This window comes from Streptomyces sp. NPDC050704 (genome assembly GCF_040654355.1).
Classification (GTDB): domain Bacteria; phylum Actinomycetota; class Actinomycetes; order Streptomycetales; family Streptomycetaceae; genus Streptomyces.
Genome location: NZ_JBFAHW010000082.1, coordinates 18,228 through 36,035, shown reverse-complemented (window position 1 = coordinate 36,035; position 17,808 = coordinate 18,228). Strand labels below are relative to the sequence as shown.

Genomic DNA, 17,808 nt, shown 5'->3' with positions numbered 1-17,808 from the left:
CAGAGGCGACATGAGTGACAGGTGTCAGGCGTCAGAAGTACCCCTCGCGCTTGCGGTCTTCCATCGCGGCCTCGGACATCTTGTCGTCGGCGCGGGTGGCACCCCGTTCCGTGAGCCGGGACGCGGCTGTCTCGGCGATCACCTGGTCGAGGGTCACGGCATCCGAATCCACCGCGCCCGTGCAGGACATGTCGCCCACCGTGCGGTACCGGACAAGGCGCTTCTCGACCGTCTCGCCCTCGCGAGGGCCACCCCAGTCGCCGGCGGTGAGCCACATACCGGCCCGCCGGAACACCTCACGCTGGTGAGCGAAGTAGATCCCCGGCAGCTCGATGCCCTCACGGGCGATGTACTGCCACACGTCCAGCTCGGTCCAGTTGGAGAGCGGGAAGACGCGCACGTGCTCGCCGGCCGCGTGCCGGCCGTTGTACAGGTTCCACAGCTCGGGCCGCTGCCGACGCGGGTCCCACTGCGAGAACTCGTCCCGCAGACTGAACACCCGCTCCTTGGCCCGCGCCTTCTCCTCGTCCCGGCGCCCGCCGCCGAACACGGCGTCGAACTTCTCGCTCTGGATCCTCTCGGTCAGCGGCACGGTCTGCAGCGGGTTGCGCGTCCCGTCCGGACGCTCCCGCAGCACCCCCCGGTCGATGTAGTCCTGTACGGAGGCCACATGGAGCCGCAGCCCATGTGCGGCCACCACACGGTCCCGGTACTCAAGGACTTCCGGAAAGTTGTGTCCCGTATCCACATGCAGCAGCGAGAAGGGCACCGCCGCGGGCGCGAACGCCTTCAGCGCCAGATGCAGCATGACGATCGAGTCCTTGCCGCCGGAGAACAAGATCACCGGCCGCTCGAACTCCCCCGCCACCTCACGGAAGATGTGCACGGCCTCGGACTCCAGAACGTCCACATGACTGAGCCGGAGCTGCTCCGCGGGCCCGTCGGCCGCCACCCGGTTCACCGGCGTCACCGGCGTCACCGGATGAAGTTCCGTTCGGTGAGCAGTTCCATCAGCATCGAGGCCGACTCGGCGACGGACTGCGCGTGCGCCGGGATCCTCAGGTCCGGTTCCACGGGAGGTTCGTACGGGTCGTCGACACCGGTTGACACCGTTGTCCCGCCCGCCACCTGCTCGGCGTAGCGGCCCTTCACGTCACGCTCGGAGCACACCTCCACCGGTGTGGCGACGTGCACTTCGAAGAAGGCGGTACGGCTCCGTTCATGGCGCGAACGGACGGCGGCGCGGGCGTCCGCGTGCGGGGCGACGACCGGTACCAGGACGATGACGCCGTTGCGGGCGAGCACCTCCGCGACCAGGCCGACACGTTGCAGATGCGTGTCGCGATCCTCGCGCGAGGAGCCGAGCCCCGCCGACAGCGACGCAAGCGTCTCGTCGCCGTCGCCGTCCAGTACTTCGACACGATGCCCGTCGCCGCCCAGCCGCGCGGCGAGCGCACGGGCGATGGTCGTCTTCCCGGCACTGGGCAACCCGGTGAGCAGCACCGTCACCCCGCAGGTACATGGCCGCCCCGTCGCGCTGCCGAGCGCCTCCGGGTGCTCTTCCCGCCGCTTTCTGTCACGGACCACCATGGTTGTATCGCCCCCGTTCCGCGCTGGACGGCTTGACTGTCGAGATGCCGAGGTATCGAGGTGTCGAGGTATCGAGGTATCGAGGTGTCGAGGTGTCGAGGGACAGCGCGGAGTCCGCGACGGCCCGCCGCTCCTCACGGTCGGTGCGGCGCCGGCGAGCGCGTGCCACGCTGTCGTGCGGGCTGTCGTGCAGTGCCGTTCTCACAGGTCGCTCTTCTCCTCCGCCAGGGGCCGTGCGATGCCGGTGTCCGGCAGGTGGGACCGGAGGACCCGGCGGGCGTCCTCGACCTGCCGCACCCGCCGGACCGGTGACGCCAGCACCAGCAGGGAGGTCAGCGTGAGGGACGCGGCGACCGCGACCAGGGCGCTGCCCGCACCGAGAGCGTCGGCGAGCAGGCCGCCGAGCAGCGCACCGAGCGGGTTCGGGCCGAGGGCGACCAGGCGGTAGGCGGCGGTCACCGATCCCATGAACTCCTGCGGCGGGATGCTCTGGCGCAGACTCATCACGTAGACGTTGTAGGCGCTCAGACCCACGCCGTTGCACAGGAAGCCCACCGCGAACACCCAGAGCGGCGGCAGCACTTGGGCGAACAGCGCTCCGAGGAGCAGTGACAGGGACGCGGCGATCATTCCCGCGGCCAGCGTCGTCCCGGCGTGCAGGCGGCCCGAGAGGTGCCCGGTGCCCACCGACCCGATGAGCGCGCCGACGCTGGCGACGCCGATGAGCAGGCCGACCGTGCCGCTCGACATGTCCGCCTCGCGGACCCCGTAGATCAGGAACGCGGTGAGGAACGCCTGCTCGTGGAGGTTGAACAGGCCCGACTGCACACACAGGTCGCGGATGGGCCGGCACTTCCAGGTGAACCGGAGCCCGGCGAGCAGCGCGCGCCCGCCCGGGCGGCTCGGCGGCGCCGCGACGGACTCCTCCATGCGCAGGAACCAGAAACTGATGGCCCCGCCGGCGAAGAGCGCGCAGGTCATGGTCACCGCGAACGGCAGTCCCGCCGCCTGGACGAAGACGCCGGCCAGCGCCGGCCCCGCCATCTGGGTCGCGGAGGTGCTGGCTTGCAGGATGCCGTTGCCCGCGGCCAGTTCACCGGGCTTGAGCACCTTGGGGATGGCGGACTGGTAGCCGACGTCGTAGAAGACGGTCGCCGAGCCGACCACGAAGGCGATGGCGATCAGCATCCAGACGCTCAGTCCGAACAGGGCGTACCCGACCCCGAGCAGGGCGACCGCGGCACCTCGTATGACCGTGCAGATCAGGATGAGGCTGCGGGTGCGGGCACGGTCCGCGAGGACGCCTGCCACCAGGGAGAGCACGACGACGGGCACGAACTGCGAGGCCGCCACCAGTCCGGCCTGGGTGCCGCTGCTGTGCAGCTCGGTCACCGCGAGCAGCGGGAACAGGTACAGCGCGATCTGGTACCCGAGCCGGGACACCGCGTCCCCCGCCCACAGGCCGCGGAACGCGCTCAGCCGCAGCAGCGAGCGCGGTCCGTCCGCTGCTGCGGTCTGCGGGCTCTCCATGCCTTTTCTCCCCCGACACTCCGCGAGGTGTGTCTGTCGTCGTGTGCTGCCTCACCACGTCATTTGCTGACGGGCCGCCGTTCCGGGACGCCCGTCCTGGGCGCCGACGACGATGACGGCTCACGGTGGCGACGGTTGTTGTGCGGGTTCCGGATTTCGGCGTTGAACTCCGGATCGCCGTCGACCCTGCTCATGACGTGCGCGACCGCAGGCCGTCGTGTACGTGGCGCACCGCGCAGGTCGCCGCGACGACCGCGGCGCGGGCAGCGGCGAGTGCCTCACGCGCCGCCTCCAGGTCATCGGTGTCGGCCAGCAGCGCGCAGGCGTCGGTGGTGCAGTCGATGAGGTGGAGAGCGGCGTGTACGAGATGGTCGTCCGATCCGTACTCGTCGCCGATGGCCTTACGCGCCTGAGTGAGGAAACCGAGCGCCTCGTGAAGTCCCGGCGCCGGATCACGTCCACTGCCGGCTCTGGTTGCCGAAACCCTCATTCGTGCTCGATTCGTTCTCTCGTAGCACAGGAACAGCCCATTGAGAAACCGCGAGTTCTCGCCGATGTCGGCCTCACCCTTGCCTCCCCCGTCGTTCAATGGATGAGCCGTTTGCGACTGCTCTGAGTCGATCAAATCGTGCCTCCACCGCTCCGTGGTCGGAAGCGATCCGAGGCATCCTGATCACGAAGTGCCCAAACACGAAGGGGGATCACATGCATACACCATGTGAGAAAGTGGACACCTCGATCCGATCTCCTCTCTGCGGCTCATGCGTCTCCCGGTACCGCGCCGCATTGGCGGCCGGAGAAATCGCGGGCGAAGCGCCGGAATGCCTGACACGGCTCGGGCTGCTCCGGCTCACGAGAAGCATGCCGGAACCCCGCGCAGGCCAGGGCCAGGCCGCCGGTGAGGCGGCCGCGGGCACCCCGATGAGCACAGCCGTCTACCTTCCCGTGCCGCCGTCCGTCGCCGCGCTGGAACTGGGGCGCCCCATCGAGGAGGCGATCGAGCGGCATCAGGCGGATCTGGACACGCTGACTCTGGCGCTGTCCCCGTTGGAGGCCCTCTACCAGCAGGAACAACTGCATCAGGCGGGAACCGAGCGGCTCTTCGGCAGGGACACCATCGGCGCGGCCCTGGAACTGGCCCTCGACGCGTGCCGCGAGGAAGTACTGGCCGCCCACCCCCACGGCGAACAGGAGGACGACGGACTGGCCGAGAACCTGGATCACGACCTGGATCTCGCCGCGCGCGGAGTCCGCCAGCGGATCCTCTACAGCCATGCGATGCGCTCTCACGAGCCGACCCTCGCCTACACCGAGCGGATCACCCGGGCCGGGGCGGAGGTCAGAACGGTGGACGAGGTATTCCAACGACTGATCATCTTCGATCGCTCGGTCGCCTTCCTACCCGAACCCGCCGCGAAAGGTCAACAGCCGTGCGTCGTCTCGATCCGGCTCCCCGGTCTGGTTCAGTACCTGGCGAAAATGCACGAGCATGTCTGGGAAAGGGGGAAACCTGTCATATGGAACACGGAGCACAATCGGCCACCCCGGCTCACCGACGAAATCCAGACAAAGATCCTCCGGTTGATGGTTGAAGGCCATACGGACCGCACCATCTCAAAGCGCCTGGGCCTGAGCACGCGCACCATCGGCACACACATAAAGCGGGCGTCAGCCCTCTTCGGCGCCCGCAGCAGAGCCGAACTGGGCTATCGCCTCTCGCAGGCCGACGCGCTGGACAGCCATCTCGCGACCCGGACCCGGGAGTTGTCGTCACATGTCACGCCCGCTTCAGCGGTGATGCCGAGATGACGGCAACCGGCGGGCCCGCGGCACTCGGAAACTCCCCGTTCACAGACCGCTGCGTACAGTGAGGCACCCCCCTTGTCGCGATTGGCACGCATTTGCCGTGCCTTCCGGTTTCGGTAGTGCGTCATCAGGATGCCCGGGCACCTTTCAGCAGAACGGCGGCGGAGGGCAAGATCTGCTGTGCTCTGAACGCGTCACGGAACGGCTCAACGATGAGCAGTTGGGGGATGACAGCGGTGAAGCCAGCGATTCGGCAGGAACAGAGGATGCCGGCTCTTCTCGCGCCAGGCGGAATTCCAGCCGGGGCAACGCATTCCTTCGGGCCTGAATCCCCGCACAACTCCCGCTGAACATGGGGACGCCGCTCTTCCGCCGCCCGTCAACGAGCTCACGCGAGCGGCACCGCACCTGATCGACCGTGCCGCCGACGCCGCTGCCCCACCGGGCAGGTCCGGCGATCCGGAGGCGGCGCACGAGGCGCCGGACGCCACACCCACGACTGCATGAGAGCAGGCACGCCCTGAGTCGCACTGTCCAAGTCAAGGGAGCAGCATGATTACTGCGGGTCTCAAACTGACCCAGAGCGGCGGTATCGCCCTCCTGAACGACGACAAGCTCGAGTTCAACATCGAGATACAGAAACTGAACAACAACCGCCGCTACAGCGACGTGGACGAGCTCGACGACATCGTCTCGGTGCTCGGCCACTACGGCTACCAGGTCGGTGATGTCGGCCAGTGGGTCGTCGACGGCTGGGACGGCTCGGTGAACGGCAACGTCTCCACGCGTACCGGCGGCGGGCCGCTGGACCTGCTGGTCGCGCCCTACCGCGAGACCGACAAGGTGCCCGACCCCGCTCGTCCCGGCCAGACGGGCACCCTCGTCATCGGGGGACAGTCCCGGAAGTACCAGAGCTTCGTGCACGTCGGCAGCCACCTGGCGGCCGCGTACTGCACCAGCCCGTTCGCCCGGCGCGGCGAGCCCTCGATGGTCATGGTGTGGGACGGCGGCTGTTTCCCCCGCCTGTACTGCGTCGACAAGGACGGCCGGATCGAGCCGGGCGGCGAGGTCTTCCCGCTGATCGGCCACACGTACTCGATGGCGTCCCAGCACTGGGGGCCGTACGCCAGGAGGAACAAGTCCACGCACGTGGACGACCTGTCGGTGGCCGGCAAGATGATGGCGTACATCGCGCTCGGCACGCCGCGGGCCGAGATCAAGGCCGTGTTCCGGGAGCTGTTCCACGAGCACTTCGAGGCCGACACGCCGCGGGTGCGCGAGTACCGCGACACGATCATCGGCTGCGGCTCGACGGGGGAACCGTCCCACGGCTACGTGCACGTGTTCCTCACGGATGTGGCCGCCCGGACCGCACAACTCGGGGTGTCCGACGAGGACGTGCTCGCCAGCGTGCACGAGTTCATCGAGGACATGCTCATCGAGCGGGTCGCCGCGAAGATCCGCGCGTGGAAGGGCGACGAGCCCTGGAACCTGTGCTTCGCGGGCGGCTGCGCGCTCAACATCAAGTGGAACAGCGCCCTGCGGTCCCACCCGGCCATCAAGGAGATGTGGGTACCGCCGTTCCCGGACGACTCGGGCTCCTCGATCGGCACGGCCTGTCTGCGTGCCGCCGACGGACAGGGCCTGCGTCCCATCACCTGGGGCACCCGGCAGGGCCCCGACCTCGTACGCACCGCCCACCTCCCGCAGGGCTGGTCGGTCATGCCCTGCCGCCCCGAGGAACTGGCGCGCATCCTGCACCGCACCGGTGAGCCGGTCGTGGTGCTCAACGGGCCCGCGGAGCTCGGACCCCGCGCGCTCGGCGCCCGCAGCATCCTCGCGCCCGCCGTCGACCCGGTGATGAAGAAGCGGCTCAACGACGCCAAGAAGCGCGAGGACTTCCGGCCCGTGGCGCCCATCTGCCTGGTGGAGCACGCGCCGGAGATCTTCGACCCGGGGACCCCCGACCCGTACATGCTCTTCGAGCACCGGGTACGCCCCGAGTGGGTCGACCGGGTGCCCGCGATCCTGCACCTGGACGGCACCGCGCGCCTGCAGACCGTGAGTACGGACGACGACCCGACGCTGGCCGCGATCCTGCGCGAGTACCACAAGTGGAGCGGCGTCCCCGTGCTGTGCAACACCAGCGCCAACTACAACGGGCGCAGTTTCTTCCCGGACGTGGCGTCCGCGATCGAGTGGGGTCAGGTCGACATGGTCTGGTCCGAGGGCGTGCTCTACCGCCGCTCGCTCGGCGACGTCACCCGCCTCGGCGACCAGGACCAGTGAGGAGAGCAATGCCCCAGGCACCTCGCACCATGGTGATCTCCCTGCAGAAGGCCGGTACGCACCTCATGCAGGGGCTGATGGTCAACCTCGGCTACAAGATGACCGGCGTACCCCGCCCGGCGCCGAACAACGTGCCCGAGTTCGACGACGCACAGCTCCTGCACATCGCCTCGCTCACCCGCTCCCGCGAGGAGTTCGACGCCCTCAAGCAGCTGGACTCCGAGCTGCTGCGCCAGGCGACCCGCGACGACTGGGCGGCGCTCGGCTGGCACTGGCAGCAGCGGCTCGGCCAGCGGGTCGTGAACCGCTACGGGCAGACCCGGGTCACCTTCGCCGAGGAAGTCATCAGCAACCCGCACATCGCGTACTCGAAGTTCGCGGACACCCCGCCGGGGCTCTGCTGGATCTTCCACGAGCTGGACATCGACAAGGTGGACGGCAGCTTCCTCAGCGAGTGGGTGTCCACCGGGAATCCCCCGCTGGTCTTCAACTACCGCGATCCGCGCGACACCATCGTCTCGATGATCAACTTCCTGGAGGGCCGTACGCCCGCGGGGTACGGCAACTTCTACGAGTTCGACGTCTTCCACAAGATCCTCAAATCCCTCGGCAGCTGGGAGGAGAAGATCGACTACGCGCTGCGCGACCCGTCGTTCCTCGGCCGGGACCAGTTCGAGCGCTCCCTGTGGCTGCTGCGTCACCCCGACGTGTGCAACGTGCGCTACGAGGACCTGGTCGGCCCCAAGGGCGGCGGTTCACGCGAGCAGCAGGTGGAAACGCTGGGCCGGCTGCTCACACACATCCGCTCGGACGAGGACCCGGAGCACCTCGTCGACAAGATCTACAACCAGGACTCGTGGAGTTTCTTCAAGGGCCGCTCCGGCGCCTGGCGGGAGTACTTCACCCAGCGGAACAGCGCACGGTTCGACGAGCAGTTCGGCGACCTTCTCGAACAGTACGGATACGAGTGATGCATCGCGTCGGCCCAGAACGTATCGACCCAGAACGTACCCCCGCCTTCGTCCTGTTGGGCGGACTCCGTGTCATCCTGCGCAACTGGCGCTATCTCGCCGAGCTGGAGCGCCGGGGCATAGCGCCCCTGGTGCTCACCTCCGAGCAGTGGCGCGCGGAGACGCTGCGCCAGATGGGCTCGGGCCTGCGTCCCGGCGCCCTCATCGAGGAGGCGGGGTTCGTCTCGGGCTCGGTGAGCGTGGAGGGGGGCTTCACGTCCGGGGCCGTCGCACAGATCATGGCGTGGCGCGAACGCTTCGACATCGTCGGGGTGTTCGCGGCGGGCGAGATGCTCGTCGAGCAGACCGGTGTCATCGCCGATCTGCTCGGCCTGCCCTCGCCCGGCCTGCGCGCCACCAGGATCTGCCGCAACAAGTACCTGCAACGGGCCTATCTCGCCGAGTGGAGCCCGCGCTCCCTCGTCGTCCCTCCGGAGGGGAGGGACTCGGTGCCCTACGACGGACTCCGGTTCCCCGTCGTCCTCAAACCCTCGGCGCGACGGGAGAGTTCGGGCGTGCGGACCGTCCTCGACCGCGATCAGCTGGCCGGGCTGATCGCGGGCGGTGACTACGCGGCGGGGGAGACCCTCCTGGTCGAGGAGCGCGTGAGCGGCCAGGAGTTCTCCGTCGAGGCGCTGATCCAGGACGGGCATGTCATCTTCGAGTCGCTGACCCGCAAACGTACGAACGAGGAGTCGACCGACTGCTTCGTGGAACTCGGACACACCGTCCCCGCGCCCCCGTCCCCCGACAACGAGCGGCTGCTGGCGGCGAACCGGGCGATCGTGGCACGGCTGGCCGTCGAGCACGGCATCGTCCACACCGAGCTGCGGCTGACCGGCGACGGGCGCGTCGTCCTGATGGAGGTGGCGGCACGCACTCCGGGCGACGGGCTGCTTCCGCTGTACCACCTCGCGACCGGGCGGCCCATGGAACCGGACATTCTGCGGATCGCGCTGGGTGAGCCCGTCACGTATCCCGAGCCGGTACGACATGCCCGGCAGGTCTATCTGGAGACCGCGCAGGGAGTACTGGAGGACGTCAAGGTCCGCCATCCGCAGGCCCCCGCGGTCGTCTGGGCCGCGAACGGCGAACCGTGGCCGGAGATCACACCGGGCGGCGCGGACGAACCTGCCGCGCTGCGGGCCGTACTGGCGCTCAAGCCGCGCGGCTCCCTGATCGGGCCGCTCACCGAGTCCGGGGACCGTGCCGTCACCTTCCTGATCGACGCGCGGACGGTGGCCGAACTCGACGCGATCGAGGCGGAGGTCCGCGACAGCGTCGATATCGTGATCGCGCCGTCGAGTTCGTGACAGAAGGACCAGACGGACCAGACGGACCAGATGGACCACCAGAGAGGGCAGACCGGCATGTGGATTGTTGAACTCTCCTTCAGCGAGGCTCCCGAGCGGCTCGCCGCGCGTCCCGCACACCGCGAGAAGCTGACCGGGCTGCACGAGAAGGGGATCGTACGGATGGCGGGTCCGCTCGCCGACGAGTCCGGCGCGGTGCTGGTCTTCGACGTCCCGGACCGTGCCTCGCTGGACGAACTCCTCGCGGACGACCCGTACTTCGCCACGGCGGGCGTGACCGTGGCACAGGTCCGCGAATGGCAGCCCATCGTCAAGTAGGTGCCTGTCACAGCCCGTACCCGAGAGGAAGGGCGATCTGTGAAGACGCACCTGCACGACAGCGCCGCCCGGCTCACGGCCCCGCAGTGGGCGGCCCTGTACGGTACGCGCCACGCCGACCGCGGCCACGGCTACGCCCTGTTCCGCGAGCACATGGAACCGGGCGCGCCGGTGCTCGTCGCCGCCGAGGACGACGCCGGCCGGTGCGCGGCCCTGCACGGCGCACTGACCACCGCCGGCTCGGGGCTCTTCAGCCACCCGTGGAAACTGCTGACGTCGGAGCAGCTGCTCCGCCCCGAGGAGCCCGGCGCGGACCGGGCCCGGGCCGACCGCGAACGCCTGCTCACGGCCGTCACCGGGACGGCGGCACAGCCGGACGCCGCCGCGCTCACCACCGCGCTCGGCGAGGCCGTGGTCTTCCGGAGCTTCGACTCGACCGAGGCCGGTCTGCGCGAGGGGCTCACCACCGAGGCGCGGCACGCGGCCCTGCGCGCCCTCCTCGCGGCGGCTCAGGACGCGGTGCGTGACGGCCTCGCAGGCGCGGTGTGCCTCCCCTTCGTACGCCGGGACGACCTGCCCCTCCGGACAGGTCTGGCCGAACTCGGCTTCCGTCAGGCCGCGTTGACGGCCGTATCGGACTTCGACCTGACCGGGGTCTCCTCCTACGAGGAGTTCCTCGCCTCGCTCCCCAGCCGCCGACGACGGATGTACCGCAAGGAGGGACAGGCGGTCGCCGACTCCCCGCTCACCCTCGGCACCTGGTCCCTGACCGGCCATGTGAAGAGCGTCGCCGCGCTGGAGGCCCGCAACATCGCCAAGCACGGCGGGCAGCCCGACCCCGTAGCCCTGGTCGCCGCCCGGTCCGCCATGGCCGAACTGATCGGCGACCGCGTCCGGGTGCCCGTCGTGCTGCGGGCGGACGAGGCCGACGAACCCGCCGCGTGCGGCATCCACCTGACCGACGACGACAGCTACTGCATCCTCATGTACGGAGCCGACGAGACCGTGCCCGCCGGCGGCCCCGTCTACGCGCACCTGACGTTCTACGAGCCCCTGCGCCACGCGGCGGACCACGGACTGAGCAGGGTCCGGCTCGGTTTCGAGGCGTTCGACGCGAAGCTACGACGCGGCGCCTCACTCTCGCCGCGCGAGACCTGGCTGTGGCTGCCCGACGCGGCACGGCTCGACACTCTGCATCAGGTCATGCAACTGCTCGGCACCCGAACGGAAGCCCACTTCGCACGTCTGACAGGTCAACCGGCCTAGGGCCTGTGTCGGAAGTGGCGTCGCCCGGCAGGCGCCACTTCCGACACAGGCCCTGACACGGAACGGGGTTGGTGATGCGTCCCATCCATCAAGAAGAGCCGCGGACGGACGCGGGCGGTGCTCTCGTAACCCGCCCGTGTGACTGCGGGGTGACGGTATGGCTGACCGGACCTCCCGGCGCGGGGCAACCCGCCGCCGCGGGCGTTCTCGCCGAGCGCCTGCGCGGTGCGGGGCGCCGCGTCAAGGTCCTGGACATCGACGGGACGCCCGGCGCCCGCTCCGACGGGCAGGTGCGGCGGGCCGGTCTGGCGGCAGAGGTGCTGGCGCGCAACGGTTTCGTCGTCCTGGTCCCGGCGGTCGAGGCGGCCGCGGACGCTCACGCCGTCGTACGCCGTCGGCACAGGCGGAGCGGTACGGCGTTTCTCGACGTACCGCTCGCGGACGCGCAGTCGGCCGCCGAGTCGGCCGCCATGCTGATGGACCTGCTCGTCGAGCGGAACTTCATCCGGTGACCCGGGCGCGTTGCGGAGCCTGACGGCTTCAGGCTCCGCAGGAGCGGCCGTCAGTAGCCGTAGCGGCTCTTGAGGTGGCGCCAGAAGTCGCGGAGCATCCACTTGTCGAACTCCGTGATCTGCGCGGCGCTGCCCGCCTTCATCAGGAAGCAGCACTGGCCGGTCGGAGTCCAGTCGTAGAAGTCGTCCAGGCCGAAGGTGTGGCCGACCTCGTGCAGGTAGATGTGGATGTTCTCCTGGTTCAACGCGCCGGTGAAGTACTCCTGGCCGACCCGCTGGCCCCAGTCCCCGCCGGCGCCGCCCTGGAAGCCCTTGGTCAGCCACAGCGACTGGTCGTAGTGGCGTGCCGCACCGCCCGGGCAGCGGGAGTAGTCGCCGTCCTGGTGGAAGAAGCGACCGCAGTCCGGCGCGCACTGCGGGGCGCCGCCACCATCGAGGTTTCCGGCGTAGATGTCGACGGAGTTGTCGGTCCACTGGAGTGTCGAGCGGTCCTTCACCGCCCAACCGACGATGTTGACGGGCACGGTGGCGTACGGCCAGGCGTTGTGGCCCGTGCCGTTCTCCACCATGGCCGCCGTCCACTTGCCGAACTGCTTCTTCAGCGCGGCGTGGATCCGGTCCCGCAGGGTCGTGCTCACCGGGGCGTCCGACTCCCAGCGGACGCAGTAGTTGATGCTTCCCTTGTTGGCCATGACCTGGTCCCAGCCGTAGTTGCGGAAGCCGTAGAGGTCCGGGTAGGTCGACTCGACGTGGTTCCACACCTCACCCAGCGGCTGTACGAGGTTCGCGGGCGGGTTCCACTGGTCGGCGGCCTGCGCCGGGGACACCGCCTGGCCGGGCGCGGCGGCCAGCGCTGCCAGGGCGGCGAGGACGGTGACCAGCCGTGCCAGATGTCTGCGCATGGTGAACTCCCTCGGTGGGGGGACGGGATTTCACGTGCTCTCCCCCTTGGGTCGCCACCGGCGCCGCGCGGGTTGCCCTAGAGCGGCACGGCGTTTCCCGAGACCGCGATGCCGCTGCCCGGCTCCTCCGGAACCCGCACGGTGATGGTGCTGGGCCGTCCCATGTCGTGACCCTGGTGAATCGTCAGGTCGGCCGGCGGGGTCACGATCCCCAACTCCCGCAGATATCCGCCGAACGCGGCGGCCGCCGCCCCCGTCGCGGGGTCCTCGACGACTCCACCTGGCGGGAAGGGGTTGCGTGCGTGAAAGACCGTCGGGGACTCCCGCTGGACGAGGTCGACCGTCACCCAGCCCTCACGGTCCATCAGTTCGGAGAGGGCGGCGAAGTCGTAGTCCAGGTCGGCGAGCCGTTCGCGGCCGGTGACGGCGATGACCGGGTGCCAGGCACCGCCGTACGCGACGCGGGGCGGCAGCGCGGGGTCCAGTTCGTCGCCCGACCACCGCAGGGCGGCCAGCAGTTCGGCGAGTACGCGGTCCGGAATCAGCACCGACCGCGGTGCGACGCTCACCAGCGTGGCCACGACGCGGCCGTCCCCCGTGCTGCCGGTGGTGACGGTGACGGGACCCGCCTGAGTACGCAGCCGAAGTGTTCCGACGCCGTGGCGCTCGGCGTGGGCGACCGCCGTCGCGATCGTGGCGTGCCCGCAGAACGGCACCTCCGCGAGCGGGCTGAAGTAACGGATACCGAAGGAGTCGCCCTCGGCCTCCCCCTTCTCTTCCTTCTCTTCCTTCGGCTCTTGCGGCGGCATCAGGAACGCCGTCTCGGAGTACCCGATCTCCGCGGCCGTCGCCAGCATGGCCGCGTCGTCGGCTCCGGTGGCGTCGAGCACCACTCCGGCGGGGTTCCCGCCGGCCGGGTCGACCGTGAACGCCGTGTATCGAAGAACCTGCATCGGGCGACCGTAGCGAGCCGTCGCCCCACCCTCAACCCCGCACCGGACCAGGCCCACTGACCGGCGGAGCCCACCGTTCCTCTAGCCTGTCGGCCATGAGCTCACCGGGGGACATGGTCGACGGGCGGTTCGAGCTGATCGGGCGGCTCGGGAGCGGAGGCATGGGCACGGTGTGGCGGGCCCGCGACAGCGTGCTGCACCGCGAGGTCGCCCTCAAGGCCGTACGGCCGGACGCGGCGGCGTCCGACGCCGTCCGCGAGCGGGTGCTGCGGGAGGCCCGGGCGCTCGCCCGGCTCAACCACCCGAACGTGGTGATGATCCATCACATCGTGGAGGACGACCCGCATCCCTGGCTCGTGATGGAACTGGTGGACGGGCTCTCGCTCCAGGAGAGGCTCGACAACGGCCCGCTGCCCCCCACGGACGCGGCCCGCCTCGGCCGACAGGTGCTCTCCGCCCTGCGCGCCGCCGACGCGGCCGGTGTACAGCACCGGGACATCAAGCCCGCCAACATCCTGCTGCGCGCCGACGGCACCGCCGTCCTCACCGACTTCGGCATCGCCGCACTCCAGGGCTCCACCGCGCTCACAGCCACCGGCGAACTCATCGGCTCCCCCGAGTACATCGCCCCCGAGCGGATCCGCGGCAACGACGACGACCCGGCGTCCGACCTCTGGTCCCTGGGGCTCGTCCTGTACGTCTGCGTGGAGGGCGTCAGTCCGCTGCGCCGCGGCACGACACTGGCCACCCTGGCCGCGGTACTCGACGAGGCCGTGCCCCCGCCGGTGCGCTCCGGGCCGCTGGCGCCCGTACTCCAGGCCCTGCTCGTACGGGATCCCGCGGCCCGCCCCGACGCGGCACGCCTTGACGCGATGCTGGCGCAGGTGGAGTCGGGTACGGCACCGCTGCCGGTGCAGCCCGCGACGAGGGTGATGCCGACGCCCGGGCCCACGACGACGCCGACGCACGTCCTGCGCGTACCGGCCCCGTCCACCCCCGCACCCGCCGTGCCCGTCGTACCGGCCCAGCCGGTCGGCGAACAGCCGACGCACGTCCAGCAGACCCGTCCACGCCCCCGCAGGCCCATGGCCGTGGTCGTCGCCGCCGTCGCGGTCGCCGTCGCGGTGGCCGCCACGACGGCGCTCGTCCTCACCCTGCGCGGATCGGCCGACGCCGACACCGAGGCCGACGGGGGCACCGGCCCGAGGGCCGGCGCCTCGTCCTCCCCGTCCACGAAGCCGTCCACGAAGCCGACAGCGACGCCCTCGCCCACAAAGCCCGGCGCCACCGAGGCCCCTTCCCTTCCGGCTGACGAGACGCCCGCCCCGACCGACGCCTCGCCGGGCGGCTGGATCGCCCAGCTCTTCTCCGAACCGGTCGGCTCCGGTACCGCCGTGCGGGACCAGCGGCTGGCCACCATCCGCGAGACCGTCCCCGAGGCGCGCTACGTCCGCAGCGACGACTACGCGTCGCTCCGCCCGGGCTTCTGGGTCTTCTACGCCCCGGGCCCCTTCGCCGACGGCCGCGCCGCGCTGGCCTTCTGCGACGAACGCGGCAGAACCACCTCCACCACCTGCCTCGGCCGTTACCTCAGCACGGCCGAGTCCGACTACGCCCTCCAGTGCCGCCCCCCGGCCGCCAACCCGACGGGCCGCTGCACCCGCCCGTGACGTGACTCGGCATGACTCATATGGTTTATCAACCCATATGAAGCATCTTGGTGAAGGATGCCCGATGAGCACCGTTACCCGTCGTGGGCCCTCGCGTTGAACGGGCAGTGCGGCCGCGCTCATGCAGCCGCGCTCACCGATTCGAAGGAGAGAACGTGATGTCTCGCATCGCGAAGGCTGCCGGTGTCGCTCTCGGCACTGGTGCCGTTGTGCTCAGTGGTGCCGGTATGGCCATGGCGGACGCGGGCGCGCACGGCAAGGCCGTCGGCTCGCCCGGCGTCCTGTCGGGCAACGTCATCCAGGTCCCGGTCCACGTGCCGGTCAACGTCTGCGGCAACACCGTGAACGTGATCGGCCTGCTGAACCCCGCGTTCGGCAACAAGTGCGCGAACGTCGACGACGGCCCGAAGGGTCACCCGGGCCCCAACGGCCCCAAGGGCTACGGCCACTGAGTCACCGAACTCAGGTGAAAGCCCCCGGCGGTACACACCGCCGGGGGCTTCCCCATGTCCCGCGCACCGGCCCGTCGGACGTGCCGGACGTGCCGGACACCTCAGACGTACCGGTAGATCCGGCTGTGGTCCTCCAGCGCGTCCGGCGCGACGTCCCACGGCGGCATCCCCTCGTGCCGCGCCACCACCCGCCCCCGCTGCCGGTCCCCCAGCCCCGGCGGGGACTTGGGCAGATACCGCGCCCCCGGATGCCGCTTCTGCCAGCGCGTCCAGAGCAGGTCGACGAAGGAGTGGTGCAGCCAGAAGACAGGGTCGTTGACGGAGGCCCCGCCGAGCATGTGGCCCCCGACCCAGCGGTGGACGCGGTTGTGGTTGCGCCACGCGTCGTTGCCCCGCCCGGTCCCCCACCCTTCGAGCTTGTTGCGGAAGCCGCGGGAGGAGGTGGAGTCCCAGGGCGCCGCGTCGTACACGGGGTCCTTGAGCGCCCGGGCGAGTTCGTCCGCGGTGGGCAGCACGAGCGGATCGCGGGGCCGGCCGAGTTCGCGCGTGAGGTACTCGCCGTCGGTGAGCGACTCCTTGATGACCCACTTCCTGTGCCGGTAGGCGAAGGGCCCGGTCGTCACCTGGTGGTCGGAGCGCCGCCCGTTGCCCCCGAGCAGGTCCTCGCCCCAGAGCGAGGCGGCCGGCGTCCGGTCCCGCGTCCAGTCCCAGTACGGCACGGACACCGCGGAGTCCACCCGCCGCAGCGCCCGCTCCAGCTCCAGCAGGAACCGCCGGTGCCAGGGCAGGAAGGAGGGCGCCATGTGGGCCGTACGCAGCCCGCCCTCGCCGTCCGACACGTAGTGCTCGATGTGCATGCGGACGAACTCGTCGTACTCACCGGTGCGTTTGATCTCCAGGAACGCGCCGACGAGCCTGCGCCGCTCGGCCCGCGTCAGCGCGCTCACGTTCTTACGCGTGTACGCCATGTCCGTGCCCCTCCACCCTGTCCACACCCTCCGCCTCGACGGCGGCCGCGCGCAGCCGCAGTGAGGTGCCCAGTTCGTCCACGGCCGCGCGGGCGGCGGCGAGCGGCGTCGGATACGACTGGTAGTGGTCGACCATGGTCAGGTAGCTGCCGTCGGCCCGCCGCATGACATGCAGCGGCCGGTCGTCCACGGTGACCTGCCACCGCCCCGCGGCGGCCGCGCGGTCGGCCCCGGTGAGCCGGACACCGCCCGCCGCGTCCCGCAGCCCGCGGATCCGACGGCCGCGGTACATCTCGTCGAAGTCGAACCCGTCCAGCGCCTGGGACCTGGCCGGTGCGCCGGACCCGCCGGACCCGCCGGGCCCGTACGAGTCGGCGCGCGACGGCCGTGAGGCGGCGACGAGCGGGGCCAGGGCGACCGCGACGGCCGAGGCGAGCAGGGCTCTCAGGACGTCCCGTCGTCTGCCGTTCACGGCTCTCACCGGCACTCTGCCGACGACCATCGGTCTCTCCTCGTCCAGTTGTCCGGTTCGGTTGCGGTCACCGGCCGGCGGTCCGAGCGACGGGCCCGAGCTCCGGGCCCCGCCCCTCTTCGTCATCCGGTCCAGGTGATCCTCGGGTTCTTACAGCCCCGGTCCGAGCCCCAGGTCCGCGCCGGGTGCCGCCTGCAGCACCGGGGCGAGAACGCCCGCCTCGGGGAGCTGCAGGGCCGGCAGGCCGAGCTTGTCCGCGCGGGGCGCGGTCAGCGGGGCGTCCAGCGTCGCGCCGGGCGTCAGGGCGCGCAGGTCGGACGTGGGCGTGCCGGCGGCGACGTGGTCGAAGGCGTCCCCGAGCACGTGCGGCACCGGTGTGCGCAGGTTGAGCGAGGGCAGGTCGCTGGTGACCGGCAGCTGCGGGATCGCCCGGTCCGGCAGCAGGCGGCCCTCGACGTACCGGGGGCCGTCGGGCCTGCCCGGCATGATCAGCGGCACGGTGCCGCCGACCGTGGGCATCTCCATGTTCAGGGCGTGCTCCACACCGTCCAGCGGTACGGCGACCGGGACACTGTCGGCCGCGACGGCGGGCGTCGCGACGGCGGCCGCCACACAGGTGACGACGGCGGCAAGAGTTCCTCGGGTGGTCGACTTCATCTCAGGTACGGGCCTTTCAGGGATCGGGGGCTCTGCGTCCGTAGCGGGTAACGACCCCGCGAACGACATCAGGTCAAAATTCCCCCGGTGGATGCAATTG

At 70.4% G+C, this 17,808-nt stretch carries 18 protein-coding genes; 9 read left to right on the top strand and 9 right to left on the bottom strand.

The genetic code is table 11. The annotated features are described in order from the left end of the window. Positions 1–31 precede the first annotated feature (31 nt). The 4 genes from cysD to AB0I18_RS35955 form a co-directional block, all read right to left on the bottom strand. Positions 32–961 carry a sulfate adenylyltransferase subunit CysD gene (gene cysD / locus AB0I18_RS35970; RefSeq protein WP_363109891.1) on the bottom strand — a complete coding sequence of 310 codons (930 nt, stop codon included), beginning with the start codon at positions 959–961 and terminating at the stop codon, positions 32–34. A gap of 14 nt (positions 962–975) precedes the next feature. Then, entirely contained in the window at positions 976–1,590 is a 615-nt protein-coding gene (cysC, locus tag AB0I18_RS35965) for an adenylyl-sulfate kinase (RefSeq protein ID WP_363109887.1), read from the bottom strand. 201 nt (positions 1,591–1,791) lie between these two features. Further along, a complete protein-coding gene (locus tag AB0I18_RS35960; protein WP_363109886.1) occupies positions 1,792–3,120 on the bottom strand; it encodes an MFS transporter in 1,329 nt (442 codons plus the stop codon). A 190-nt stretch (positions 3,121–3,310) separates the two neighbouring features. Continuing rightward, positions 3,311–3,610 carry a hypothetical protein gene (locus AB0I18_RS35955; protein ID WP_363109885.1) on the bottom strand — a complete coding sequence of 100 codons (300 nt, stop codon included), beginning with the start codon at positions 3,608–3,610 and terminating at the stop codon, positions 3,311–3,313. Between the two features lie 236 nt (positions 3,611–3,846). Here AB0I18_RS35955 and AB0I18_RS35950 point away from each other — a divergent pair, with 236 nt between their 5' ends. The 7 genes from AB0I18_RS35950 to AB0I18_RS35920 all read left to right on the top strand — a co-directional run bounded on the left by AB0I18_RS35950 (position 3,847) and on the right by AB0I18_RS35920 (position 11,634). Beyond that, entirely contained in the window at positions 3,847–4,929 is a 1,083-nt protein-coding gene (locus tag AB0I18_RS35950) for a helix-turn-helix transcriptional regulator (RefSeq protein ID WP_363109884.1), read from the top strand. A gap of 549 nt (positions 4,930–5,478) precedes the next feature. Next, positions 5,479–7,215, top strand: coding sequence for a carbamoyltransferase N-terminal domain-containing protein (locus tag AB0I18_RS35945; protein WP_363109883.1), 1,737 nt, complete (start codon positions 5,479–5,481; stop codon positions 7,213–7,215). Positions 7,216–7,223: 8 nt separating this feature from the next. Next, the gene (locus AB0I18_RS35940) at positions 7,224–8,186 is read left to right on the top strand and encodes a hypothetical protein (RefSeq protein ID WP_363109882.1); all 963 of its coding nucleotides are present in this window, start codon (positions 7,224–7,226) and stop codon (positions 8,184–8,186) included. Further along, entirely contained in the window at positions 8,186–9,538 is a 1,353-nt protein-coding gene (locus tag AB0I18_RS35935) for an ATP-grasp domain-containing protein (protein ID WP_363109881.1), read from the top strand. Before AB0I18_RS35940 ends, AB0I18_RS35935 begins: the two co-directional genes overlap by 1 nt. Before the next feature lie 57 nt (positions 9,539–9,595). Next, complete coding sequence (locus tag AB0I18_RS35930; RefSeq protein WP_363109880.1) at positions 9,596–9,856, top strand: YciI family protein; 261 nt, start codon at positions 9,596–9,598, stop codon at positions 9,854–9,856. Between the two features lie 39 nt (positions 9,857–9,895). Next, positions 9,896–11,122: a GNAT family N-acetyltransferase gene (locus AB0I18_RS35925; RefSeq protein WP_363109879.1), complete on the top strand. Its 1,227-nt coding sequence runs from the start codon at positions 9,896–9,898 to the stop codon at positions 11,120–11,122. Positions 11,123–11,271: 149 nt separating this feature from the next. Beyond that, positions 11,272–11,634, top strand: a complete 363-nt coding sequence (locus tag AB0I18_RS35920) for an adenylyl-sulfate kinase (protein WP_363109878.1) — start codon at positions 11,272–11,274, stop codon at positions 11,632–11,634. 50 nt (positions 11,635–11,684) lie between these two features. On the opposite strand, the gene AB0I18_RS35915 is transcribed toward AB0I18_RS35920, so the two are convergent. After that, complete coding sequence (locus tag AB0I18_RS35915) at positions 11,685–12,536, bottom strand: hypothetical protein (RefSeq protein ID WP_363109877.1); 852 nt, start codon at positions 12,534–12,536, stop codon at positions 11,685–11,687. A 77-nt stretch (positions 12,537–12,613) separates the two neighbouring features. After that, positions 12,614–13,489, bottom strand: coding sequence for a PhzF family phenazine biosynthesis isomerase (locus tag AB0I18_RS35910; protein ID WP_363109876.1), 876 nt, complete (start codon positions 13,487–13,489; stop codon positions 12,614–12,616). 95 nt (positions 13,490–13,584) lie between these two features. On the opposite strand from AB0I18_RS35910, the gene AB0I18_RS35905 reads away from it, so the two are divergent. Together AB0I18_RS35905 and AB0I18_RS35900 are read left to right on the top strand one after the other, a co-directional pair. Further along, the gene (locus AB0I18_RS35905) at positions 13,585–15,159 is read left to right on the top strand and encodes a serine/threonine-protein kinase (RefSeq protein WP_363109875.1); all 1,575 of its coding nucleotides are present in this window, start codon (positions 13,585–13,587) and stop codon (positions 15,157–15,159) included. Positions 15,160–15,317: 158 nt separating this feature from the next. Then, a complete protein-coding gene (locus tag AB0I18_RS35900) occupies positions 15,318–15,611 on the top strand; it encodes a chaplin (protein ID WP_363109874.1) in 294 nt (97 codons plus the stop codon). 101 nt (positions 15,612–15,712) lie between these two features. Here AB0I18_RS35900 and AB0I18_RS35895 read toward each other — a convergent pair whose 3' ends face one another. The 3 genes from AB0I18_RS35895 to AB0I18_RS35885 form a co-directional block, all read right to left on the bottom strand. Beyond that, positions 15,713–16,579, bottom strand: coding sequence for a tyrosinase family protein (locus AB0I18_RS35895; protein ID WP_363109873.1), 867 nt, complete (start codon positions 16,577–16,579; stop codon positions 15,713–15,715). After that, positions 16,563–17,081: a tyrosinase family oxidase copper chaperone gene (locus tag AB0I18_RS35890; protein WP_363109872.1), complete on the bottom strand. Its 519-nt coding sequence runs from the start codon at positions 17,079–17,081 to the stop codon at positions 16,563–16,565. Before AB0I18_RS35890 ends, AB0I18_RS35895 begins: the two co-directional genes overlap by 17 nt. A gap of 120 nt (positions 17,082–17,201) precedes the next feature. Further along, the gene (locus AB0I18_RS35885) at positions 17,202–17,708 is read right to left on the bottom strand and encodes a hypothetical protein (protein WP_363109871.1); all 507 of its coding nucleotides are present in this window, start codon (positions 17,706–17,708) and stop codon (positions 17,202–17,204) included. Positions 17,709–17,808: the final 100 nt, after the last annotated feature.